At 41.5% G+C, this 22920-nt stretch carries 21 protein-coding genes; 5 read left to right on the top strand and 16 right to left on the bottom strand.

Annotated features, from left to right (window positions below; translation table 11 throughout):
- Positions 1-42 precede the first annotated feature (42 nt).
- On the bottom strand, positions 43-1812 hold the full coding sequence (pyk, locus tag GNF10_RS06980; protein WP_185585341.1) for a pyruvate kinase: 1770 nt from the start codon (positions 1810-1812) through the stop codon (positions 43-45).
- 380 nt (positions 1813-2192) lie between these two features.
- On the opposite strand from pyk, the gene crtR reads away from it, so the two are divergent.
- On the top strand, positions 2193-3083 hold the full coding sequence (gene crtR, locus GNF10_RS06975; protein WP_185585344.1) for a beta-carotene hydroxylase: 891 nt from the start codon (positions 2193-2195) through the stop codon (positions 3081-3083).
- A gap of 125 nt (positions 3084-3208) precedes the next feature.
- Here crtR and GNF10_RS06970 read toward each other — a convergent pair whose 3' ends face one another.
- The 5 genes from GNF10_RS06970 to GNF10_RS06950 form a co-directional block, all read right to left on the bottom strand.
- Positions 3209-4999 carry a diguanylate cyclase gene (locus tag GNF10_RS06970; RefSeq protein WP_185585340.1) on the bottom strand — a complete coding sequence of 597 codons (1791 nt, stop codon included), beginning with the start codon at positions 4997-4999 and terminating at the stop codon, positions 3209-3211.
- 9 nt (positions 5000-5008) lie between these two features.
- Positions 5009-5989 (bottom strand): ABC transporter substrate-binding protein, encoded by a 981-nt coding sequence (locus tag GNF10_RS06965; RefSeq protein WP_185585339.1) that lies wholly within the window; start codon positions 5987-5989, stop codon positions 5009-5011.
- Positions 5990-6421: 432 nt separating this feature from the next.
- A complete protein-coding gene (aroH, locus tag GNF10_RS06960; protein WP_179074135.1) occupies positions 6422-6835 on the bottom strand; it encodes a chorismate mutase in 414 nt (137 codons plus the stop codon).
- Between the two features lie 102 nt (positions 6836-6937).
- Positions 6938-7759, bottom strand: a complete 822-nt coding sequence (gene sppA, locus GNF10_RS06955) for a signal peptide peptidase SppA (RefSeq protein WP_163930209.1) — start codon at positions 7757-7759, stop codon at positions 6938-6940.
- Positions 7760-8303: 544 nt separating this feature from the next.
- Positions 8304-8600: a hypothetical protein gene (locus GNF10_RS06950; protein WP_185585338.1), complete on the bottom strand. Its 297-nt coding sequence runs from the start codon at positions 8598-8600 to the stop codon at positions 8304-8306.
- Between the two features lie 432 nt (positions 8601-9032).
- Here GNF10_RS06950 and GNF10_RS06945 point away from each other — a divergent pair, with 432 nt between their 5' ends.
- The 4 genes from GNF10_RS06945 (at position 9033) to plsY (ending at position 12596) form a co-directional block, all read left to right on the top strand.
- Positions 9033-9830 carry an MlaE family lipid ABC transporter permease subunit gene (locus GNF10_RS06945; RefSeq protein WP_114082863.1) on the top strand — a complete coding sequence of 266 codons (798 nt, stop codon included), beginning with the start codon at positions 9033-9035 and terminating at the stop codon, positions 9828-9830.
- Positions 9831-9930: 100 nt separating this feature from the next.
- The gene (locus GNF10_RS06940) at positions 9931-10347 is read left to right on the top strand and encodes a DUF3119 family protein (RefSeq protein ID WP_185585337.1); all 417 of its coding nucleotides are present in this window, start codon (positions 9931-9933) and stop codon (positions 10345-10347) included.
- A gap of 137 nt (positions 10348-10484) precedes the next feature.
- Entirely contained in the window at positions 10485-11759 is a 1275-nt protein-coding gene (locus GNF10_RS06935; RefSeq protein ID WP_185585336.1) for a DUF3086 domain-containing protein, read from the top strand.
- A 156-nt stretch (positions 11760-11915) separates the two neighbouring features.
- On the top strand, positions 11916-12596 hold the full coding sequence (gene plsY / locus GNF10_RS06930; RefSeq protein ID WP_185585335.1) for a glycerol-3-phosphate 1-O-acyltransferase PlsY: 681 nt from the start codon (positions 11916-11918) through the stop codon (positions 12594-12596).
- A 53-nt stretch (positions 12597-12649) separates the two neighbouring features.
- Here plsY and GNF10_RS06925 read toward each other — a convergent pair whose 3' ends face one another.
- From GNF10_RS06925 to GNF10_RS06880, 10 genes are all read right to left on the bottom strand, one after another.
- Complete coding sequence (locus GNF10_RS06925) at positions 12650-12910, bottom strand: hypothetical protein (RefSeq protein ID WP_185585334.1); 261 nt, start codon at positions 12908-12910, stop codon at positions 12650-12652.
- 59 nt (positions 12911-12969) lie between these two features.
- Positions 12970-13209, bottom strand: a complete 240-nt coding sequence (locus GNF10_RS06920; protein WP_114082867.1) for a hypothetical protein — start codon at positions 13207-13209, stop codon at positions 12970-12972.
- Between the two features lie 506 nt (positions 13210-13715).
- Positions 13716-14288 (bottom strand): hypothetical protein, encoded by a 573-nt coding sequence (locus tag GNF10_RS06915; RefSeq protein ID WP_185585333.1) that lies wholly within the window; start codon positions 14286-14288, stop codon positions 13716-13718.
- A gap of 114 nt (positions 14289-14402) precedes the next feature.
- Positions 14403-16007, bottom strand: a complete 1605-nt coding sequence (locus tag GNF10_RS06910; RefSeq protein ID WP_185585332.1) for a TrbI/VirB10 family protein — start codon at positions 16005-16007, stop codon at positions 14403-14405.
- Entirely contained in the window at positions 16004-16708 is a 705-nt protein-coding gene (locus tag GNF10_RS06905) for a hypothetical protein (protein ID WP_185585331.1), read from the bottom strand. The genes GNF10_RS06910 and GNF10_RS06905 overlap by 4 nt, the downstream gene beginning before the upstream one ends.
- Before the next feature lie 74 nt (positions 16709-16782).
- Complete coding sequence (locus tag GNF10_RS06900; protein WP_185585330.1) at positions 16783-17583, bottom strand: hypothetical protein; 801 nt, start codon at positions 17581-17583, stop codon at positions 16783-16785.
- Between the two features lie 118 nt (positions 17584-17701).
- Positions 17702-18751 (bottom strand): hypothetical protein, encoded by a 1050-nt coding sequence (locus tag GNF10_RS06895; RefSeq protein ID WP_163930188.1) that lies wholly within the window; start codon positions 18749-18751, stop codon positions 17702-17704.
- Between the two features lie 76 nt (positions 18752-18827).
- Positions 18828-19658 carry a hypothetical protein gene (locus GNF10_RS06890; RefSeq protein WP_185581647.1) on the bottom strand — a complete coding sequence of 277 codons (831 nt, stop codon included), beginning with the start codon at positions 19656-19658 and terminating at the stop codon, positions 18828-18830.
- Positions 19659-19841: 183 nt separating this feature from the next.
- Positions 19842-22589, bottom strand: a complete 2748-nt coding sequence (locus GNF10_RS06885) for a hypothetical protein (protein WP_185581646.1) — start codon at positions 22587-22589, stop codon at positions 19842-19844.
- Positions 22537-22914 (bottom strand): hypothetical protein, encoded by a 378-nt coding sequence (locus GNF10_RS06880; RefSeq protein WP_114082875.1) that lies wholly within the window; start codon positions 22912-22914, stop codon positions 22537-22539. The genes GNF10_RS06885 and GNF10_RS06880 overlap by 53 nt, the downstream gene beginning before the upstream one ends.
- Positions 22915-22920 lie beyond the last annotated feature (6 nt).

Genomic DNA, 22920 nt, shown 5'->3' with positions numbered 1-22920 from the left:
CCTCTGCTCCCTGCCCCCCTGCTTCTTCCCCATTCCCCACTTCTAAGGCGTTCTCAGTGCCCCAGAGTAAATCAAACCCCGTTGCAGATCCAGCGTTATAATCGCTCCATCTCGAATCACTTGCGTTGCCTGCTTCACGCCAACAATCACTGGTACACCGAGACGTAAGCCAATCACCGCCGCGTGACTTGTGAGACTTTCCTCTTCCGTAATAATCCCGGCAGATTTCCTAATAGCCTCAACAAAATCAGCACTAGTGCGCGGTGCAACTAATATGTCTCCAGGATTAAAGTTACTAACATCCATGCCAGTATTAGCTACCCGTGCGCGACCACTCACTAAACCTTGTCCTAATCCAATTCCATGACCTAGTACCGCTGTCACCACCTCAACCTTAATCAAATCTGTGGAGCCAGAAATTCCCTGGAGTGTGCCAGCAGTCATCACTACTAAATCACCCTCAGAGAGTAACTTCAACTCCTGAGCCACATTAATCGCAGCTTGGAATGTCTGACCAGTGGAAGGTAATCCTAGCACCAATAGCGGTTTTACTCCCCACACCATTTGTAGCTGCCGCGCTACATTCACATGGGGGGTAACAGCCAAAATCGGTGTATTGGGACGGAATTTAGAGACATTGCGAGCAGTTGCCCCAGTTTGCGTTAGGGTCATAATTGCCGCTGCACCTAGTTGTTCGGCAATTTGACCTACAGCTTGACTAATCGCATTAGGAATGGAGCGCCTAGCATCTCTCACGGAACGCAAGTTTAAGTGTTGGGCTTCTTCTTGCTCCATCCGCTCGGCAATCCGCGCCATTGTCGCTACTGCTTCTACAGGGAAGCTACCCACAGCAGTTTCGTTGGAGAGCATCACCGCGTCTGTGCCGTCTAAAATCGCGTTTGCCACATCTGACACTTCCGCGCGAGTAGGACGAGGATTGCTCACCATGCTGTCTAACATCTGGGTGGCAGTGATGATGGGAATCCCCAAACGATTTGCCGTAGCAATTAGCCGCTTTTGGAGTACTGGAACATCTTCTGCTGGCAATTCTACGCCTAAGTCGCCTCTGGCAACCATCACGCCATCACATAAAGCCAGAACTGCCTCCATTTGTTCAATGGCTTCATGTTTTTCAATTTTGGCAACCACTGGCACTTGTTTGCCCGTGCTGGAAATTAGTTCTTTAATTTCGATCATGTCCTGCGGATTGCGGACAAAGGAAAGTGCCACCCAATCTACACCTTGATCTAGACCAAACATCAGATCCTCTCGGTCTTTGTCGGTCATTGCCTTAATTGACAGGTAAACGCCGGGAAAGTTTACACCTTTATTGTTAGAAAGTTTACCAGGCACGGTGATGCGACAATGCAAATCACCTTTTTCTCGGTTAATCTCCTCCACGACCATTTCTACTCGTCCATCATCGAGGAGGATTTTTGCACCAACGGGGACTTCTTCGGCTAAATAATCGTAGGTGACGCAGCTAATTTCCTGCGTGCCTACCACCGGACGGTTTGTCAAGGTGAAGCGATCGCCTTTTGCCAAAACTATAGACCCGTTGTCAAACTTCCCCAAGCGAATTTTTGGGCCCTGCAAGTCTTGGAGAATGGCCACTGGCTGATTTAATTCAAAAGCGGTTTGCCGAATTAAGCGAATACTACGCTGATGGTCGGCATGAGTTCCGTGGGAGAAGTTTAGCCGCAGCGTCGTGGCTCCCGCTTCAATAATCGCCTTGAGCATTTCAGGACTGCTAGTGGCGGGGCCGATAGTAGCGACAATTTTTGTCCGGCGCAGAGAATCTCTTAATTGCATAGGGGCTGAAGTGAGGGAGCTATCTGGGAAGTCATCGTAACTTAAGTTGCATCTCCTTTTCAGTTACTGCTATATCAATAGATATAAGCAGTTAGAGAGGTTTTATGGGAGAGTGAGGGCTGTGGGATAGACTAGATATAGTACATCAATCTTGTATCCATCCTCCCAACGAAAGAGTTTATCCCATCAACTTTTTGCCAATTGCCATACCCCACTTATCAGTAAAGATTAAGTTCTTGTCTGGAATCATAGCGTTATTCATCTACTGATATGCAAAGCTGTGCATAAATATTGCTATACAAAAGGTTACAAAACTTTATTCTTCAGTAATATTTATCGTATATTCGTAATGTTTGATAAAGAAGGAGTCAATGTTAGAAATGATCGCATCGGAGGCACGAAAGCCACTGACAATCCCGCCAAAGGAATTTTTAGCGCCTCCTGGTGATTTTAATCCCACGCTATTGCTGTTTTTGGTAGCTGTAGCAATGCTGGTGTTATCTAACTTTGGTTACTGGCTGTGGGAATGGCCCCACTGGCTCTGCTTTAGCGTTAACACTATTGCGTTGCATTGTGCTGGGACGGTTATTCACGACGCTTGTCACCAATCTGCTCATCGTAACCGGGTGATGAATGCGATGTTAGGACATGGCAGTGCGTTGATGCTAGCTTTTGCTTTTCCAGTGTTTACGCGGGTGCATTTACAGCATCATGGCCATGTCAACCATCCCGAAGACGACCCAGATCATTATGTCTCTACGGGTGGCCCACTGTGGCTGATTGCAGTGCGGTTTTTGTATCACGAGGTATTTTTCTTTCAACGGCGACTGTGGCGGAAATATGAGCTATTGGAATGGTTCATCAGTCGCTTAATTGTCGGTATAATTGTTTATATATCAGTGCAATACCACTTTTTGGGTTACATTCTGAATTTTTGGTTTATACCAGCTTTTGTAGTGGGGATAGCACTAGGATTATTTTTCGACTATTTACCCCATCGTCCCTTTGCGGAGCGCGGTCGCTGGAAAAATGCTCGCGTCTACCCGAACCAAGTTCTCAATATTCTGATTATGGGACAGAATTACCACTTAATTCATCATTTGTGGCCTTCTATTCCTTGGTATAATTATCAACCTGCATACTATGTCATGAAGCCCCTGTTAGATGAAAAAGGGTGTTATCAAACTTCAGGATTGTTGCAGAAAAAGGACTTTTTTGAGTTTGTTTACGACATCTTTCTAGGAATTCGGTTTCATCATCAAAAAGAATAGAGTTTTTGTATACAGCGATGCCTAGGTTGGGCTGCGCCAACGCGTCAAAAATCTTTGATTTCAATAACCACACGTGGAGCGATCGCTGCTAGAACCTGCTAACACTGGGTATCAATGGAAGTAAATCAGCCAAATGTACAATAGCGATCGCGCCCCTTTTGTTTGGCATTGTACAGGGCTTTATCGGCTGAAGCGATGAGTGTATCTGGCTTGATGTCCAAAGTGGGTATTACAGAACTAATACCCAAACTAAGTGTGACGATATCCTTGATATCAGAGTTTGCATGAGGAATGGCCTGCTCGTGAATTGCTTGTTGAATACTTTCTGCTACTTTGATCGCTCCTACTAAGTCAGTATTGGGGAGTAGTACCGAAAATTCTTCTCCTCCGTAACGCGCTACTAGATCAGCAGGACGATGAACTATCTGTTGCACTGTTTGCGCTATTCTGATTAGACAATTATCGCCTCCAAGATGCCCATAGTAGTCGTTGTAAGATTTGAATTTATCAACATCCAATAAAATCAGTGATAGGGGTTGTTGTTCTCGTGCAAGGCGTTTCCATTCTGCTTGCAGTCGTCCATCAAAGCAGCGACGGTTAGCCACCTGAGTCAAACCATCTAGATTTACCAGTTGTTCTAGTTTCTGATTTGCATCTTCTGCTTTTTCTTTAGCAATTAGTAACTCTGCTGTTCTCTCCTGTACCCGTTGTTCTAGAGTTTCAAAAGATGTTTGTAACTGAAGTGCCATATTGTTAAACGATTTTGCCAGTTGACCTATTTCGTCTTTTGAGCTAATTTTGGCGCGGATATCTAAGTTACCTGCGGTAAACTGGAAAACTATATTGGTAAGGGAAATTATTGGCTTTGTTAGCACTTGCCCAATGGCAAAAGCAATGATTGTCACTACTGAAGCGATAATTGCAAATAGAAACATTGCGTCACGAATTTGCTTTTCCACAGGTGCTAGGGCAACAGCAAGGGGTTGCGCGAACAACACAGACCAAGGTTTATATTTTAAACGAGCGATCGCAATCAGATTAACCTGATTACCTGTTGCTGACAAAGATGTAATTAAATCCGACTGTTTATTATCCAATGCTTGCTTAAGTTTTGACTCATTAGTTGCCAATTCTTTGACAGGATAATTAGGCAAACGTCCTTCACGTTGCAGTTGATTTACAACATCGGCAGGCAGAGGGACAATTGATTTAAAAACCAGTTCTGATGTAGTGCTATGTGCCAGATAAATATTATGTTCATCTAAAAGAATAGCAAAGGATTTTGCCCCAGCCCGTTCAGTTTCTCTAGTTACTAACTGCTGAACAACAGTCGCATTGTATGAAACACGCAATACACCCAATATATCTCCCTTGGCATTGCGAACTGGACTGCTAAAAAACAGGGTAATAAGGTCAGGAATTGTCGGCGATCGCTTCATGCTAGAAACAAAAGATAACCCAGTTTCTAGCGGTTTTTTAAAATAATCTTCAACTGATTCATCTTTGCCAATATTCGGTGTTGTATATGTATCCAATACATTTTTCCCGTTTAAGTCGAGCAAAGAGTATGAGATAATGTTGAGCATATCTTTGCGACTGAGACGGATTAATGTTTCTGTCGCCAATTTCATTTCGGGACTGTGATCTCGCTGTTTTGGAGTTAGGCTGAGGTAGCGTGCCAAACCTGGTAAAATCGCCTCTACACGAACGGCATTGAGATTTCCATCAATAAAGGCATCTATTCTGTTAGCAGTTTCCTTAGCCGCCGCAGATAGGGCTTGTTTCGCGTTGTCAGTTAGTGCTTTTTCAGTTGTCTGTTTGTTGATAAATGACAATAACAGCAACGGAATCAAAGCAACAATCAGAAACGAAGTGATCAACTTTGTACGGATGCCGCCCAAAAGAGATTGCTTCATGGCTTTAAACTAGGAGGGAGGCTTCAAGAATGAAGAATTGAACAAAGTTTTTAGCTCAGGAATGCGCGTGACGTTTCCAGAGCGAATAAAAAAGTCTGTATATATCTTGGCAGTTTTGTAGATGGAGTTAGGGCTGCTAGATTGCAATAATTTTTGATTTTCACCTAAATCAATTAGGTTTACTCCCTCCAGAGAGATTGTATTGCTAGGAATTTTTAAGACTTTGCTGATGATAGCGTTTCCTTCCTGAACATTTGCTTTCCAGTAGTTTACTGCTTGCAGCCATCCTCGCACGAATGCACGAACATCTTCAGGGCGATCGCGGATTATCTCACCGCGAAAGACAATCATATCTAAAATCAAGCCAGGGGTTTCTTTGCTGCTAAATAGGATATGTTCCCCTAATTTTCTCGCTTCAGAAAGATGGGGTTCCCAAGTGTGTCCGGCTTGAATAGTATTATTTTTCAGACGTTGAGGAACTTCTGAAGCCTCTGACTTAACTAAGTTCACATCATCGCTGGTTAAGTTGGCAGTTTTCAACATCTCAGTTACGAAAACTTCGCTAAAACCGCCTAGATTTGCACCCAGCTTTTTCGCTTTCAAGTCAGCAACGGTTTTAATTTGTGATTGGGCGACTACTACATCTGCTCCTGTTGATTCATCTACAACCATCACGCATTGTATATCTGGATTTGTGGCGCTCAAGATGATAAAACTTCCCAAAGAATACATAGCACCATCATACTTACCCGCACTGAAATTTCCTTGTTCCAATTGGATGTATCGTTTATGAAGAATTAGTTCCACATCTACCCCTTGGGCTTTGAAGAATCCTTTCTCTTGGGCAATGATGGCTGGATACTCCCCAACAAAATATCCAGATGGTATTTTCAAGGGAGGGCGTTTGAATTCGATTGGTGCCCTCTGACAAGCAAATAGCAAACAGGCTGTAATGATAAAAATACCAGCGTATTTAAGTAATTTAAACATAGAATATTTGCTATTTTGTAATCATTGCCAGCTCAAATATTCCACTAAATTAACTATCTGTTCAAATTCAAATTAACAGGTAAAATTTTTAAATACTGGATGAAAAAAGTTCTGATTTTATGAATTCATCTGATTGATTTTATGACAAGATTACTATTTGCTTGTCAAGCAGTCTCACAGAAATGATTAATCATTTTTTGAAATATACAAATTGGGAGCATCCCAATGCAAAAAAATCTACTAAGATAATGAGTCGTCATTGCGTTCGCCTCTGGCGTTCCCGAAGGTATGAAGCGTAGAGCCTTCTCTTCTCTTTCAGAGACGCTAATGCGAACGAGAGGCTTGTCTGCGACACGCTACGCGAACTGCATAGCTTCGCTTAACGTGGTAGCGTCTCGTAAGAGAAGCAAAATGTACTCTTTATGATTCAATTTACACTTTTGACTTCACTACTGGCTGTGATGTTTGTAAAGACTGAGGCAAACTCCAGTCGGGACGCAAGCTAGCGGCATTGCGTAAATAAATATGATGAATTGAGGCGGAGGCTGGCAGATAGGCGTGGATTAAGAACCGAATGCAGCGCTGTAAGCTACCTTCTACGTGCATTTGCTGCACATCCAACATCGCCACATTATCCCAACCAGGACGCGCTCTAGCGATCGCAGCTGGAAAAATCGCATCCAAATCGCGTGTCACTGAGAAAGTCACACTAATCATGTCTGTCGGCTGAAATTGATTCCGATTTTCCAATTCATCCAGTAGTTCTGTAACTACCTCTTGAATTACCTCAACAGTATTTTCTGAAGCAGTTGTTGCTCCACGAATAGCCCGCATTTGCCACTCCACGCCAAAATCCTCCTAAAAAGATAAAAGTTAGGAGTTAGAAGTTAGGAGTTAGGAGTTAGGAGTTCAAACTCTCAACTTCTCACTCCTAACTCCTAACTCAAGCTAGGGTCGATATAACCACAGAGGTAAACCACTAGTAGAGACTTCAAATTCGAGCCAATCAATTCCAGATCGAATTCCTGATGAAACCTGACGACTTCCTGGTAGAAGACGACTCAATAAGGGTTTACGTTCTTCTAGGGTATAGCAGAGAGTTTTTTCCGGATCAAGTCCGACCAGTTCTGCTGTCCAGCGACGGGCATCTTCTTCAGTGCCCAGGCGATCTACAACACCCAATTCTAGGGCTTGCTGTCCAGTAAAAATCCGACCATCGGCGAAACTTTTTACAGCTTCTACTGTTAAAGAACGGCCATCAGCTACCGTTTGGACAAACTGCTGATAACTTGTGTCAATCAACTCTTGCAAGATGTTTTCTTCTGGTTGAGTCAGCTGCCGATCAAAAGCCAAAATGTCTTTGTAAGGGCCAGACTTAATTACCTGGAAGGAAACACCGATTTTTTCTAGCAAGCGTTCCAAGTTATTGCCACGCAAAATCACACCAATACTACCCGTAATTGTACCTGGGTTAGATACGATGTGTTCTGCTCCCATGCCGATGTAGACACCTCCAGAAGCCGAAATATTGCCAAAGCTAGCGACGATTTTAATTTTTTCGCGCAAACGCTTCAGGGCGCTGTAAATTTCTTGAGAATCTCCGACTGTACCTCCAGGGCTATCGATCCGCAGCAATAATGCCGGAAATTTTTTTTCTTCTACAGTTTTCAGTGCTTCTAGGACGCGTTTGCGAGTCGCACCGGCGATCGCACCAGTAATTTCAATCCGCGCAATTTGTTTTCTAAACTTGGGCTTAAACGGCCAAACCATGAGCTGTAAACATTCCTCGTAATAAACTCAATATAAGATCCCCAGAGGTCAGACGACCTTCTTTGCTCTGTTAAGAAACATGAGCAGGCATTATGTTTATCAGGATTTTAAGGAAGTTTTTATATTTTGCAGTGAGTTTTATTTGATATTCTCGATGAATACTAATAAATTCCTTAAAGATTGCAGCCAACACAAAATGCCAAACTCTAGTTTAGCGTCCAATGTGGTTGTTTAGCACAGACTATTTTAGCTATTTTGCATAATTCAAAGTTTCAAAGCCCTTAGTTTACTAGCTTTTTGACTGTTTTAGGATTGGTTTACTACAGTCGGGCATACGGAACATTTATTAGTAATTAATAACTAATAACTAATTAACAATAAGTATTTAATTAGTAATTTCGGTACTCAATTTAATGAATAAAATTTCATTCAGCAACACTAATCCCTGTTTAGGTTAAGACAAGTAATACTTTCATTTTGGGAAATCTCAATTTTTCCTCTCTTGTACAGCCCATGAATACCTGACGAAGACTATTCACATCATTCAGGAGTCTATTCGTAAAATTTGATACCGATAGTAAACATAAGTATCAAACAGTGACCCGACGAAACTACAGGTCAAGCTAATTACAAATAATCCACGCAGGGGAGTCCCACTGCCAAAGGTGGCGAGAAAACGTATAATCTCAGTGGCGATCGCCTCAGTTAACTCTTGTAAACCCGGAAAGGAACCCATAAGGGATAAAAGGAGCAGTCCACCGCCAACGAAGAAGATGGGAGCGACAAAACTAAATATGATCGTCAGTAGTAAGGAGCGGAGAAAGTTAATGAAAATAGTCATTTAGGACAAACTCCGTGAGTAGAGATGACAATAGCTAGATAGCGGTTTGTCATTTTCTACAATACGTGCGATCGCTCCTAAGCAAACAATCTGTCAAGAATCTTAAGTTTTCATTAAAAGAAATGGCTACCAGTTACAACACGTGCTGGGGATATAATAAAATGTCTTAAATCTCTAAAAGCCTTGCAAAATAAAGGTTTAAAATAAGATTAACACCTATTTATTGGTTTGCAGCACCTTTAATAATAGCTTTCTTTCCTGAGAGCATTTTTAATCTAAGTTAATATTCAGCCTCTTTGGGAGCAGGGAGTTAGGGGGATGAAGGAGCAGGGGAAAAAGAACTATTGACCAATGCCCAATTCCCAATTCCCCATTCCCTATCCCAACGACTTCCGCTATTCTTAAGGCAGTTACCGAGTTAGCTATAGAACATTGAACCAGACTACATCCAAATCCAGTTTAGGAGAATGGAGCCAGCGATTGCTGGCAGCGATTTTTCTGGGTGGGCAAGTACTAGTTCACCTATTGAGGGGCAAAATCCATCGGCGCAACACCTTAGAACAAATGGCAGCAGTTGGGCCAGATTCTCTATTTATTGCCCTATTGACGGCTATTTTCGTCGGCGCAGTGTTTACCATTCAAGTGGCACGAGAATTTATCAACTTTGGTGCAGGAAACATTATCGGGGGGGTGCTTTCTATAGCGTTAACACGAGAACTCTCTCCCGTGTTAACAGCAGTGGTTTTGGCAGGGCGAGTCGGTTCTGCCTTTGCAGCCGAAATCGGTACCATGCGAGTCACAGAACAAATCGATGCCATGTTGATGTTAAAAACAGATCCAATCGATTATCTGGTTATTCCCCGCGTTATTGCTTGCTGTTTAATGCTACCGATTTTAACCCTCCTGTCTTTGATAACAGGGATGTTCGGAGGATTCATAATTGCAACAAATGTCTATAACCTATCTGATACGGTATTTCTAGACTCAGCCCGTAACTTTCTTGGGATCTGGGATATTATTAGCGCCATGCTGAAGGCATGTTGCTTTGGGATTTTAATCGCCGTAATTGGTTGCAGTTGGGGATTGACGACAACAGGAGGAGCCAAAGGAGTAGGACAGTCAACCACAACTGCTGTTGTGACTGCCTTGCTAATTATATTTGTTAGCAACTTCTTTCTTTCTTGGCTAATGTTCCAAGGACTTGGCAGTGCATTTTTGAAAGGCTTATAAAAGTGAGAAGTGAGTATTTAGGAGTGAGGAGTTTTAACTCATCACTCCTGTAGAGAAGCGATTAATCGCATCTCTACTTCTGACTTCTAAAATAAGAGATATGTTTACTAATAAAGCAGGATTCAAAACTGTGACCAGTTCATTTGCTCCTAACTCCACATCAACTGTGGAACTCAAGCCTAGTTACAATATACCTATAGTGTTGGTGATTACCGCTATTCCACTACTGTTGGTACAACCGTGGATAGGCGCTGTTTTCACACTGTTTGGCTTATTTCTCATGTTTCAGGCGTTAACGCTGCGTTTGCAATTTACCGTCACCAACTTAGATATTTACAGAAATGAAAAATTGATTCGGCGCTTTCCCTACCAGGAATGGCAAAACTGGCGGATCTTCTGGAATGGAGTCCCCATTTTGTTTTACTTTAAAGAAATTAAAAGTATTCACTTTTTGCCGATTTTATTTGACCCCAACACCTTGAAAACTTGCTTAGAACAACGTTGTCCGCGTATTTAGTGCTGAGTGCCACGAGTGCTGAGTCCTTTTGATCTAAACTCATAACTCAGCCCTCATAACTCAGGACTTTTATGGCAGGTTAATTGTAATATTTCTGAAAGCTATTTATTCGCGTCATAGGAATTACACTATTGTTTATGAACCCAGAGGCATCTCAAACCCCAGAACCAATTGATGAGCGGTTGGCAGAAAAAGAAGAGCAAAACAATGCAGTTGAACATCCAGTCAATCCATCTGTTGAGTCAGTGGGAGAAACAGGAGGCGTTAGCTCATCAGAAAACTACGCAACTTTTGAGCCACTCATCTCCAATGCAGAAGTGGTAGATACTACAGTAGAGCTAACAGAAAATTCAAATGGCGAGTTTGTAGCGCAGTCGGAACCAGTATATACCGCACTGGGGTCAGAAATAGAATCAGAAAATCATTCATTATATGTAGAAGCAGAGCAGCGAGTAGCAGAGTTGCAAAACGCTGAAGCAGCCCTCAAGGAAGAAATAGTTAAGCTGCAAGCTTCTTATAAAAACCTTCAGGCACAAGTGAGTGAAACTCAAACCTCACTGGGACGACTTGTGCAAGAGTCGTTGGTACAGTTAGAACAACGCAAACAAACCCTGCAAATTTCTGTAGAACAACTAGAACGCCGTCAAGAACGTATCCGCAACGAGATGCGAACCACTTTTGCTGGTACATCCCAAGACTTGGCAATTCGGGTGCAGGGTTTTAAAGACTATCTCACGGGTAGCTTACAGGATTTAGCCGTTGCTGCCGAACAGTTGCAACTAACACCAACTGTGGTGGAACGAGAAAAACCTGCTGTAAAAGAGGCTAAACCTGTTGAACCCCAATCTGGAATACCGCAATTTGCCCAACAGCAGTTTCAAGATACTACAAAGCAAATTCGCCGCCTAATCGACCAATACCGCAATAAACCAGATTATTACGGCCCAGCATGGCAACTACGCCGAACCTTTGAACCAATCCATGCAGAGCGAGTCTCGAATTGGTTTTTTACCCAAGGGGGACGGGGTGGTTTGCGGACAATGGGTAGCCGCTTACAGAATATTCTGATTGCCTCAGCTGCAATTTCGATATTACACAAGCTGTATGGCGATCGCATTCGTACTTTAGTTTTAGCTAATACACCAGAGCGATTAGGTGAATGGCGGCGTGGCTTACAAGATTGTCTGGGAATCGGTCGCCCAGATTTTGGCCCAGACCGGGGTGTAGTATTATTTGAGGCTTCTGATGCTCTCGCTCAGAAAGCAGACCGATTGACGAAAGCCAATCAACTGCCCTTAATTATCATTGACGATTCAGAAGAGCAAATCAGTTTGTCACTGCTGCAATTTCCTCTGTGGTTAGCTTTTGCTCCTGACCCCAAAACCGTGAGAAACTATGATGATGACTTTTAATTAGTCATTGGTCATTGGTCATTGGTCGTACCAATTCTGTGTAAAACTGGACTTTATTTATGTAGAGGCAATTTATGAATTGCCTCTTTAGTATGTAGTTATCTTCTTTCAAGAAATGGAATTAAAAGGTATTTCTCTAGATTTTTAAATTTTATTATGGCTATCTGGTTAAGTCTGTGCGGCGTAATAGTGCTTATAGCTTACCTGCTGGGTTCCTTTCCCACTGGGTATATTGCTGTGAAGCAGTTAAAGGGTATCGATATTCGGGAAGTTGGTTCAGGTTCCACTGGCGCAACTAATGTGCTAAGAACCTTGGGGAAAGGGCCAGGAGCATTCGTTTTAATACTTGATTCCTTAAAGGGAGTATTAGCGATCGCTCTAGTTTACTGGTTATTCAAGTTTGCCTCTAGTCAAAATTTTATCCCTCCAACGATAGATGCACAAGTGTGGCAACCGTGGGTAGTAACCTTCGCTGGGTTAGCTGCCATTCTGGGACATAGTAAATCAATTTTTTTGGGCTTTACTGGTGGTAAATCTGTTGCTATCAGCTTGGGGATTTTATTGGCCATGAGTTGGCAGATAGGTTTAGGAACAGCCGGTGTGTTTGCCGTCGTTGTGGCGATATCGCGGATTGTTTCTCTGAGTTCAATTGTAGGTGCGATCGCTGTTTCCATTTTCATGGTAATTTTGCATCAACCGTTACCCTATATTCTTTTTGGGATTGCCGGTGGATTATATGTAATTTTGCGCCATCGCACTAATATTGAACGACTGTTTGCTGGTACCGAGCCAAAAATTGGGCAAAAGGTAGCGACAGAACCAGAACAAACTGCATAATTTACCAACCGCAAATAGATATATTTTGTCCCCAGCTTCAGCCAGGCTTAAGTTTATGAATTAACGTTCCCTTTCATTAAACGGTGGATGAGGCGGCAAGGCCAGAAAAAAGCTCCACAGATACTTACTGAAGCGATAGCGGCCACAACTCGCAAAGTAGAATTGGTTCCAGTGGCAGACTCTGAAGGGTGAGCTTGTTGTGTACTTTTAGCTAGTTCTGGCACTGAACGAGATAGCTGGCTGGCTGTACTCACCCCTTCTATTGCGGCTCCAATTAGATAAGCTACTAGGGCGATTACTAGCCAGTGATTCATAATATTCAACTGTTTGAACTCTGAGCGTATGCTTGGCAGTGAGCAATCGATTTCTCGCGCTAATGATTGCCGCCTTGCCCGAAGGATAACCGACCTTCAGCCGTATCACGAATGAGAGGCAGTTTGGATTTTATATAAGTATTAAGGCTGCTATCTGCCTGGGCATCAAGAACCTGCTTCGCTTTTAACTGCTGGAGGAGTAATTGTACTAAAGCAGCATCGTCAAAATGGAGCAGGGTGTTGACCTGGGTAGACTCAATTACAGCCCAAAGCTGTTGCATCATTTTCGCAGTCACCATGAGTCTGTAACCTCTTAAGCTTTTCTTTATAATTACACAGATTTTGAATTTGTGCTTGATTTTTATCTGAAGAATTATAAAGATGTCGGCTTAAAATGCTTGATTAAGTAAGTTGGGCGTAAATAATTGTCGTTGGGATAAGGCAATAGGTAAAAGGTAAAAGGCGATAGGTATAAGGGTTTTAGCCTAGTTAATTTTTATTTACATAGTTTGATTTTATTGTGACAACTTACTTAAGCCAATATGGTTAAGTTATAGCATTTTTCAATTGATTGAAATACAACGCTGCTCATTCATAATTCTTTACCCTAATAGCGGTGTATTGCGGTTCTCAATTGTATGGAATACAGAGCTAACAAAAATATACCTAACCCTTGTAGCCTCTCTTCTTTTAGAGTTGCCCATTAAAGCAAGAATTTTAGAAAGCCACAATGCAGATATCCGTAAGCATCAGCACTTTTTGTCAAAGCTAAACTTCAGTCGTTGTTGAGTGCTACTTTTGAAGTTTATCGTGGAACTTTCGCACAAGCTCCTTCTTGACCAGAAGGATCGGAAAAAATTGCTAAAGTGTGATATTCAGGATTATCTGTCCCATAAATCACTCGAAAAGTATATAGCTTATTTCTACCTTGCGCTTCGGTAACAACTGTTAAAAGTGTATTCTTAGTAAGAGGAAGTCCAGGAATATTTAGCTTTTTAATTCGTCTGAGTTGAATTACATTTGCTGCGGAGTTTTTACAATCTCCTATATTAGTATTAGCTTCTTGACCAAACTGCATACATACAGGGCCATCAAAATCTAGAGTTACTTGTGATGGATCGTTTAACCAAACTTTTTTAATTACTTCTCCAGATGGAATAAAACTTAAGTTTGTTCCTTGTTGATACCAAATCTTGATTGTAGGTATTAGTCCACCTAAACCCTGCGCTTGACAGGAAAATATGGAACGCAGAACAGCATTATTAGCACCAGCACGTCCTAGCAACAATAACATAGCAACCGAGAAAATTAAGGAAGCTAGAGGTAGGAAATAAGAATTACGTGAGTTATTTCCTGACAAGTAAATATTCTTTTTCATGGTTGCAAATTAGGAGATTGATAGAACAGGTGAAGATAGGGAAGATGGCAAGAAAACTAATTACTTAATTACCATTACCCAATGCAAATTTAAAATTGGTATAAATCCTACCTCTTAAAACTGAGTTACTTGATTAACGTATATTTCAATATTTGTACCGGCTGGCAAAAACCAAATATTCGTTTGCTGGGACATTTGGGCGATCGCCTGTTGATTACGTTGGGCAATTTGGGGGACTACAGAGTTCAAACCACCTTCTACAACCCCGGCTGCGATATCGCGTCTGTTTTTAGTGACAGTAGTAAGAGTTGTGCTGCTACTGGTGTTGCCGTCAACGGTAGTTTGTGAAGTAAGTGGTTGCAGTTCAGTATCACTACGATTTATTAACTCTGCTGCTTTCCCAATACCTCCCAAAACGAATAGTCCTAAATCCATCGATGCTATGGACGAACCTTGACTGGGAAATTTATTTGCGATTAAAGGTTGACCTTGGGTAGCGCGAATAATAATTGCATTGTTAGGTAAGCTTCGTTCTATGGGGTTGCCATTATTTTGCGAGACAACTTTGACTACGTTCATCTGCAAAAGACCTTGTTCGGAGAGGGAGCTAATTTCAGCTAGGAATTCGGTATTTGCAGGTAGAGCGATCGCACCATCGGTAGACTTTAGCGGTTCTTTCAATCGAACCACAAATACGTTTTTCTGTTCACCTGTATCACCACCACCACCGCCTGACTTGGTAGTTTCCCCAAATATTGCCGTCGCCAACACAGCTTTGGCACTACTTCCTACTGCTACAGAATTTTGTCCCTGCTGTTGCCCTTGACTGACTAGAGGAGCAGGAGTTTGCTGTTGTGGAGTTTGCTCAGGATTGGGGTTTGGTGTTTGTTGCTGCGGCTGTGGATTGTTTGGAGGTTCAGAAGCCGCTACCGTGTTATTAGGTTGCTCGTTGGCATTGACTTGACCATAGCTACCTAACTTTGATAATTTTGTCCACTCTTCTAATGGATTTGGTGGAGCTGGTGGAGTTATATTAACTACGGGTTGAGTATTTGGCTTCACAACTGGTAGTTGGGGTGATGGCAGTTGAGAAGCAGGTACTTTAACAATGCGCTCAACTGTCACTGTTCGAGGTGCGTAAGCTATTGGTGGGGGTGTTGGGATCACTTTCTGTGTACCTCTAGAAGAAATTGATGGTTCTCGTAAGGCTACTTTAGGCGTTGATTTGGCAATTCTGAGTTGTTGTTGGGCGGCTCTTACCAACTGTGCTTGTTCAGTCAGGGCTAATTTCGTTTTCAGACTATCTACTTCGACTGCTAGCTGTTGAGAGGTCGATTCATTAATTGGTTGCTCACGTACAGGCGGGGAAACAATATTTTTTGGCTTCTGATTGCTGCTACCCATCAACTGGGATAAAAACACACCACCCACCAAAACGATCGCTAAAGTAGCAGCCCCTACCAAGCCTAATTTTGCAAAGGGATTAGATGAGAGGGGTTGCTTAGTCTGAACTTCTTGTGGTTGATAAGGAGACTCTTGCGGCATTGCAGAGTCTTCCAATCCTTGAGGATCGCCAGAAGAAGATTCTTCTTCAAAGCCGACCAACCTTGATATCCGTGATTCCCAATCAAAAGATTCTACTTCTTGTTGGCGATCGTCTGTGGTTAGAGCAAATCCATTTTGAGGAGGCGTTTGGGCAGGAATTGAGTATCGAGTCATGGTAAAGCTTGGTTGGGATTTCCAGAACAATTTTTATCTTGGATTTCACAGACATTATAAATTTCTAATCTGGCTTCACCAAGGCGGTAAGCTGCGAAGTGCGTCGGTAGTGGCGCATTTGGTAGTGAAGTTGCTGGTTCATCTATTGCTCTGACTAAAATTTGTTTATTAAACGAAACTGATTTTCCCAACCTATCATAACCGCTAAAAATTAATTGATTGGCAAACATCTCTACTTTCCAGTTTCCCTTACTGATTTCTGTTGGTTGAGAAATTTTTTGGATGACTAATACATTCTCAGTTCCTCTACTAACATTTTCAAATTGACTATCTGGATTTAAATTAGTAATTTCTGACTTAAGTTTTTGTTTAAAATCATCAGCTACCAGTTGAGAAGTAATTTCCCAGACCTGTGTAGGTGGTTGTTGTTGTGACCAGTTAAGCATTAAGCTCATCGTTTCAGCCACAAAGCGCCGAATAGCCTCTGGCTGTCGCTCTAAATTTGGTTGAGCATCTACTGTGATAGTGCGACCATCAACAAGTTGTACCAAACTTCGAGGTGTAAGTTGCCGACTTAACTGTTGTAACATAGACCCATGAAATATTAGTAAAAGCAAGGTTAATACATGTAAACCAAATGTTCCTACTGCCAAGAGTGGTAATGGGCTATTTCTCTTATTTTCTGGTTTAAGTAATTGCATTAATAATTGATTATATAAATTGAACTATGACTCAGTGAATTAAAAATCTCTTATTTTATAAAGCTATCAGAGGTTTATCCAGCACTGCATTGCTTTAAATTATCTTCGTTAAGGTTGTTATACCCATCTAGCAAACATAAATTACGAATTTCATAAATTTCTAGTTTATCAGTGCGGACACTATAAATTGCTTTTTGCAAGTCTGTGCCGTTGTTGGCTTGGGGATTACCAAAATAATCTACTGCACGGACAAGGAAATCTTTGTTAAAAGGAGTGACGATTTTTTCACCACCAACTCGATTTTTTTGAATTAAGTCGGCTACCATCCCCACTCGCCACTTACCTGGTGCAATTTGTTTTGGTGGATACACTCGCTTAATAATTAATTGTGATGTCATAACTTGGTTAGGATTTTCCGAGAAAACTTCTGGCGGGGTCATTTCTGCAACTGTGCTTAAGAAACCTTTGCGAAAGTCTTCTGATAAGGCAAAACTTGCTATCCAAGTGCTAGTACTAATTTTTTGGCTACTACCTTGGGGTGTTCTAATTAGAATTCCTAAATCTGCTTTAGGATTTGCAACTTCTTCGATATTTTGTGGTGGTAAGGTTCCCGACCAGGTAAACATTGAGATCATCGTTTTGCTGATGAATCGACGGATTGCTTCTGGTTCTCTTGCTAAATCATCAATATTGCCTACTGGTTTACCATCTATTAATTGCACAAAGTTGGGAGGTTTTCTCAGACTAAGTTGGCGAATATTTAGCCCTTGAAATATGAATAAAAGTAAAACTAATACATGTAAACTGAAGGACGCGATCGCAAAGATTGTCAAAACACTTCCCGTTCTTTGTCTTTTTTCTAGTAGACGCACCATTTATTCATCTCCTCCTGCAAAAAACTTCAGCCATTATATATGATGATTTGCGTATAGTCGGCAGTCGGGAAAATAGCCAATACTTAGAATAGATTCTTCTTTGAAAATTTTGAGTTGCTTATATCCTCTCCTTCACTAAAGAAGCCGTATTGCTAATAGCACTGAAGACTGCAAAACCGCCAGCCGCAGCTACAAGTAAGGATAAAAGTGGTGCTAAAATCCCTAGAAAAATAATAAACCACATTAAATCTGGATCAACATTAGCATCTTGACCTGGCCCATTGACAATAACTGCGGCAGTCAGTACCGCAATAATATTGAATGAAATTTTGGCGATTCCAATAGATAAAAATCCAGTCAGCCATGCGAAGATTGGTTTCCCCGCGACAGGTAGTAAAGACCCACCTACAGCTATTGGCCCTAAAGCTGCTATCAGCAACATCGTAGCTTCTATCAAATTCTGGAAGGCATACTGTAACGAAACTAAAAAGTTTTTGATACTCGTTTGCACTGTAGAACCTAATAAAGAATTAAATGAGGTTTCTGATACAATCCCAGTGCCATATCTAATATTATCTACTTTAGTTTGTAGTCTAATTATCCAATTTTTATTTCCATATATATCTCTATATTTTTGCCAAAGAATGTTAACTTTCTCGGCAGCTTTCACAAAGCATTGACTTTGTTGTTCGCCAGTCAGTGATTGACAAGGACGCAGCAAAGAGCCAGCTACTTCTTCGGCAACACTCATATTCAGTGCTTGCTGGTACATTTTGTCTGCGTCTGCTGATACCACGACTTGCTGATTCACAGTGTTTAGAAAATTCCGCACTCCTAGTGTCAGATTAGAAAGAATACTTCCATTGGCTGAATTACTTAAGAGAATCACCACAATAAAAGGCCAAATTAAAGCTGATATGGGACGGGTATATTCATAGGATAGTAAGTCTTTGAGGAATTGTATCATGAAAAACAACAGGGTTCCTACCGCAAAAAAAATACCCAGATTTGTCAGCGCTCCATACAAGTTATTACTGCTGTTGTTTTGTAATAAATCTAGCCATTGCTTATCCCAACCTTCGGCAATACTTTGAGAGGTTGCGGCACCATTATCAAGAATCTCATCAATGCCTACTTGGGCAAATATTTGTTGAATAGCAAGTTGCATGTTCAGTTAAGTAACTGTCTTTTAAAAAAAAGTATTTTCTAGAATCAGAATAATTGAGATTTCTCAATTTTAAATTTCAATTATTCAGCTTTCTGCCAAACAAATCTAGTTGAGAAGTTGCCCGCAAAAGTCTCGCGGCTTCGGTTGATGTTTCTACTCTTCGAGCGCGATTTGTCTCTTCTGCCTGCTGAGAAATATTTGCCAAGTTTAAATTCGAGTATTGCAAAGACTGATTATTTTGTAATGTCTGAGCAAATGTTTCAGCTACGATTTTCGATTGTTCTTGTTGGATTTTAATGGTTTCTTGGTTGGTAGTTAACAATGCTAATAAGCCCTGACCTAGTAAATTGTCGGCAATACTTATAACCTGTTTAGCAGCTGTATCAATACCAGTACTCTCTAATTTATTCTTAAAGCTATTAATCTGGTTATCGGCATCGTTTGATCCGGCAATATCTTGTAGACTTCTCTCTGTATTTTCTAACTTTGATTTTGTCCGAATTTGTCCCTTTTCACCAAGAATCCCTACCGCTACTCCACGGGTAATTACCCGATTAAGTTCATTACTAACTAAATTTCCCCGCACTGCTGAATTATTCTCAAAGCGACCCGCTCTTGAGTCGGAATTAGAAGAGTAGAGAATCAAATTATCACGAACTCTTTGCCCAGCGATAACAGGGTTAGGTATATTCAATTCTCCTCTGGCATTACTCAGAGCATTTTGACTCTGTACTTCTACAGGCTTTAAGTTGTCGCTCAGATTATATTGAAGGTAGTTTTGCAAATCTGTGGAATATGATTGAAAATCAGTCCAAACCTGGCCTAATGCGCCCGTCTGAATTTGTGCCATTGCTGGTAGGATTGCCAAAGATAGCAATGTCAAAGTAAAAATGGTAGTTTTTCTCATATTTCTGTACCTGAAAAAGGTAGATGCAATTAAGTTTGCTGTAAGTAGGATTTAGAGATTTACAAGAAAGTTGCAAAACAAAATTAAATTCTTGTAGGTTGGGTAATATGAGCGCCCATTGCGGTGAATATCTTGTCCGCCTTTGCTTACGGGCGACGGAGATGTCCATGATAAACTCCACGATTAACTACTACGTAAAGTAGCCACTAACTGGCGTGCAAAGGCAGAAATTGCTTCATATTTATTGTTGTGGAGTTGCATCATTTTACTCCGGGCAGTTTGTTCAGATGGGTTATTAGCAACTGCTGCCAATTGTTCATAACCTGGATAATAACGACAGAATGTATAAATACCATTATCATCTAATAACCATTGGCTATAGACACCTTCTTTGCGGGGAAAAAAGCTTTCTGAAGCATTACGAGAAATAATGTTGCGGGGATATTTTAAGATATCTGCAAAACTATCCACTGCAACTGGTTGAATCCGTCCAATCAGTCGTGTTGTCAAGTTTTGCAAAATTTTAGATGCAGCTTTAGATTTGGCAATGGTATCAGGATCTTGTCCTGATAAGATGACTCTGATACCTGCTTTAGCACCGTTGGCACAAATTCTGCCAACCAAGTCAGAGATTTGCTCGAATTCAAATAAAATTGGTGCTTCGTCAATAAAGAATATAGAAGCTGGACTACTTAATGCCCGTCGTAATGCTGCTGAATAGGCACTCAAGGATAGTACGGCTGCATCTTCACTATCTGATAAGTTTCTCAGAGCAAAAACTAACAGTTGTGCATCAGTAGGAAAGCTAGATGGTGCAGAAATAGCTTGTCCCACTCGACTAGAGAGCCAAAACCGCAAGCGTAGCTGAATTTGACTCAGAGCGTCTTCTACTCTGCCACTTAAAGAATCTAGCTGCAAGTATTCTGGCGAGCAGAAATAGAGAAAATCTTTTAAGGTAGGGGTTTTCTGCCAAGCCAGAGTGCCGAATCCTCCCATCATCGCCTGTCGATATCGCTCTTTGATGCCCTCATCTGTAAAGAAGGCTTCTAAAGCTAGGTTGAGTAGCGATCGCACTGTTTGCGATAAAATTTGACTTTCAGTGGACGATCCTAAAACCATTGTCATTAAAGCTGATTCTAGGAAGGCGGTATAATCGTTAAAGCGATCGCGCTGTTGTTCTGGTTCTAGCGATCGCAAATCTGGCTGTTCAAATAAGTTATTTGATTGTTTGGAAATATCAAAATAGGCTCCATTCCCCTCCATAAACTCTGTGTAGTCTGTGAAAGTTGATGTACCATCAGGTTTAGGGAAATCTAACGCCACTACAGGAATGCCATGTGCCAATGCCTGAGTTAAAATCCCTGATACCAACACAGATTTACCAGCACGAGTTGTCGCAAACAAAGCTAAGTTTTTGTGTTGATTAAACAAATCTAAATGTACGGGTGTTCCGCCTTCTTCGGCAATCAATTCAAAGCCTTCTTTATCGCCCCGTTTAGTTAAAACTAAAGGCATTAATCCGGGAACTTCACTGGTTAAATATAGCTGACGACGGTTAAAGGGTGTTGCTAATAAACCTTCCCAAACTATCGGTAGAGTTTGCAGCCAAATTTTCCAGGCATATTCAGTTTCCCTAATTACCCTTGCTGGACGTTGAAAGCAGTTTTCAATATACCTTGTTGCCTCATCTAATTTTTCGACAGTTGGACGGTGTACCAAAATAGCAATACTCGTATAAATCGGAACTGCACCTTCAAATAATTGTTCTTGCGCCGCTACCGATTTTTTCAGCTTCAACTGAGCGTTGACATCAATGGTTTTACTTTTTTCTTGAGCCATGATTGTCGTCATGTTTGACTGCTTCAGCACTCGTTGCAAAGTCGTTTTTACCATTGCTGGATTTGCGGCAGTCAACTCACAAAAAATCTCTGTATCTACTACTCGTTCTCTAGCCAACAGTTCCCATAAATATCGTAGTTGGGAAGATTTATTTGGCCAACCTCCGGGTTTTTCGAGAAATGACAGTGCGCCAATATAACGATTGTTAACATTAACCCAACGGCGATCGGCACAAGGTACGCTAGACTCCATCAGCAAAGTTGTGCCGTGGATATTGTCTATCAGCAATTTAGTACTAGCTAAATCTGAATTAACTTCCTCATGCAGTCCTTGTTCATCTAAGGTCATCAACTGAGGAATCTCTATTGCCTCTGTATCATTAAACCTTTTCCAGACCTCTTTCCAGAGTTCATCTGCTGTCAAAGGTTTGATATCCAATCCCATTTGGTTAGATAAAATCTGTTCCCAGCGCAGAAAACCCTGCTTATAAGCATTGGTGATTAGGGTTTCGATGCGCTGATTTTCTACTTCTGAGAGTTCACCTTTGAATTTCAACCACCATGCTTCAGCTTTGACTAAAAGCTTCTCTATCCAATCATCTGCATGTTGCGAGTTAGATTCAATGGTGTAAGTGACATAAATCCTCAAAAATTTTGGCTTCCGAACACCAGAAACAGTCAGTTCTTTGACTCTGGCTCTTTCTGCCATCAACAAGTATTTGATATCTCGTGATGGCGCATTTTTGATTAGTGATGCTAATTCTTTTTGGCGCTCTTTGTCGGAACTAAAAGATCCCAAATGCAGCGTCATTCTTTCACCGCTAGGGATATCTTTTAATCCAGCTTCAATGTTATTAAAAAGTGTATCGATTTGTTCGGGTCTTAAAGTAGTATGAATTCCCTTACAGTCAAAACCAAAAACAAAGCAAAACCGATCTTTTTGAGTGCCTTTTGTCAAAAGGTACGCGCCAATATCGCGTCCATTCAAGGCGACACGTAACATTGTCGCCAAGTGTAAAGCATCTTCAAATGGTGTTAATCTACTTTCGTTTCCGGCTATGCCGACGCTTTGTTTTCCGATTTTTTGCTTCATGGTTAACTTCCAGTAAGCTTTGATAACGAGCAAAGCCTCTTGTCCAAGCGGGAACGCCAATAAATTTACTTAAAAAACTCCAACTCCTACCACCAGTTAAAATCCACCAGGTTCCTATTCCCCAACCAGTCATTAGTACTGTCCACAACCATTTTTGAAACTCTTCTTGGAAAAGACCCCCAAAAATCCCATTGATAATAAAGTAGGATGCTAAGGCAATCACCGTCCAAGGAAGAATTTGATCGGCAGGGATGGGCCCTAGAGAAGGTTGGCTTCCCAGAACCTGATTAACTGGACGAAATTCTTGTTCCCGCTCTTGAGACATTTGAAA

Origin of the sequence: Nostoc sp. UCD121 (genome assembly GCF_014222285.1) — a bacterium.
In the GTDB taxonomy this organism is placed as follows: domain Bacteria; phylum Cyanobacteriota; class Cyanobacteriia; order Cyanobacteriales; family Nostocaceae; genus Nostoc.
The sequence above is the reverse complement of the archived record's forward strand: the minus strand, read 5'-3'. Positions and strand labels throughout refer to the sequence as shown.

Bases quoted from the DNA above. Each gene is read 5' to 3' on its own strand.
- GNF10_RS06905 (WP_185585331.1), bottom strand. From the start codon at position 16,708: ATGCAATTACTTAAACCAGAAAATAAGAGAAATAGCCCATTACCACTC.
- GNF10_RS06935 (WP_185585336.1), top strand. From the start codon at position 10,485: ATGAACCCAGAGGCATCTCAAACCCCAGAACCAATTGATGAGCGGTTG.
- GNF10_RS06915 (WP_185585333.1), bottom strand. From the start codon at position 14,288: ATGAAAAAGAATATTTACTTGTCAGGAAATAACTCACGTAATTCTTAT.
- GNF10_RS06895 (WP_163930188.1), bottom strand. From the start codon at position 18,751: ATGCAACTTGCTATTCAACAAATATTTGCCCAAGTAGGCATTGATGAG.
- GNF10_RS06925 (WP_185585334.1), bottom strand. From the start codon at position 12,910: ATGAATCACTGGCTAGTAATCGCCCTAGTAGCTTATCTAATTGGAGCC.
- GNF10_RS06970 (WP_185585340.1), bottom strand. From the start codon at position 4,999: ATGAAGCAATCTCTTTTGGGCGGCATCCGTACAAAGTTGATCACTTCG.
- GNF10_RS06910 (WP_185585332.1), bottom strand. From the start codon at position 16,007: ATGACTCGATACTCAATTCCTGCCCAAACGCCTCCTCAAAATGGATTT.
- GNF10_RS06880 (WP_114082875.1), bottom strand. From the start codon at position 22,914: ATGTCTCAAGAGCGGGAACAAGAATTTCGTCCAGTTAATCAGGTTCTG.
- GNF10_RS06885 (WP_185581646.1), bottom strand. From the start codon at position 22,589: ATGAAGCAAAAAATCGGAAAACAAAGCGTCGGCATAGCCGGAAACGAA.
- crtR (WP_185585344.1), top strand. From the start codon at position 2,193: ATGATCGCATCGGAGGCACGAAAGCCACTGACAATCCCGCCAAAGGAA.
- plsY (WP_185585335.1), top strand. From the start codon at position 11,916: ATGGCTATCTGGTTAAGTCTGTGCGGCGTAATAGTGCTTATAGCTTAC.
- GNF10_RS06965 (WP_185585339.1), bottom strand. From the start codon at position 5,989: ATGTTTAAATTACTTAAATACGCTGGTATTTTTATCATTACAGCCTGT.
- GNF10_RS06920 (WP_114082867.1), bottom strand. From the start codon at position 13,209: ATGGTGACTGCGAAAATGATGCAACAGCTTTGGGCTGTAATTGAGTCT.
- GNF10_RS06940 (WP_185585337.1), top strand. From the start codon at position 9,931: ATGTTTACTAATAAAGCAGGATTCAAAACTGTGACCAGTTCATTTGCT.
- pyk (WP_185585341.1), bottom strand. From the start codon at position 1,812: ATGCAATTAAGAGATTCTCTGCGCCGGACAAAAATTGTCGCTACTATC.
- GNF10_RS06900 (WP_185585330.1), bottom strand. From the start codon at position 17,583: ATGGTGCGTCTACTAGAAAAAAGACAAAGAACGGGAAGTGTTTTGACA.
- GNF10_RS06950 (WP_185585338.1), bottom strand. From the start codon at position 8,600: ATGACTATTTTCATTAACTTTCTCCGCTCCTTACTACTGACGATCATA.
- sppA (WP_163930209.1), bottom strand. From the start codon at position 7,759: ATGGTTTGGCCGTTTAAGCCCAAGTTTAGAAAACAAATTGCGCGGATT.
- GNF10_RS06890 (WP_185581647.1), bottom strand. From the start codon at position 19,658: ATGAGAAAAACTACCATTTTTACTTTGACATTGCTATCTTTGGCAATC.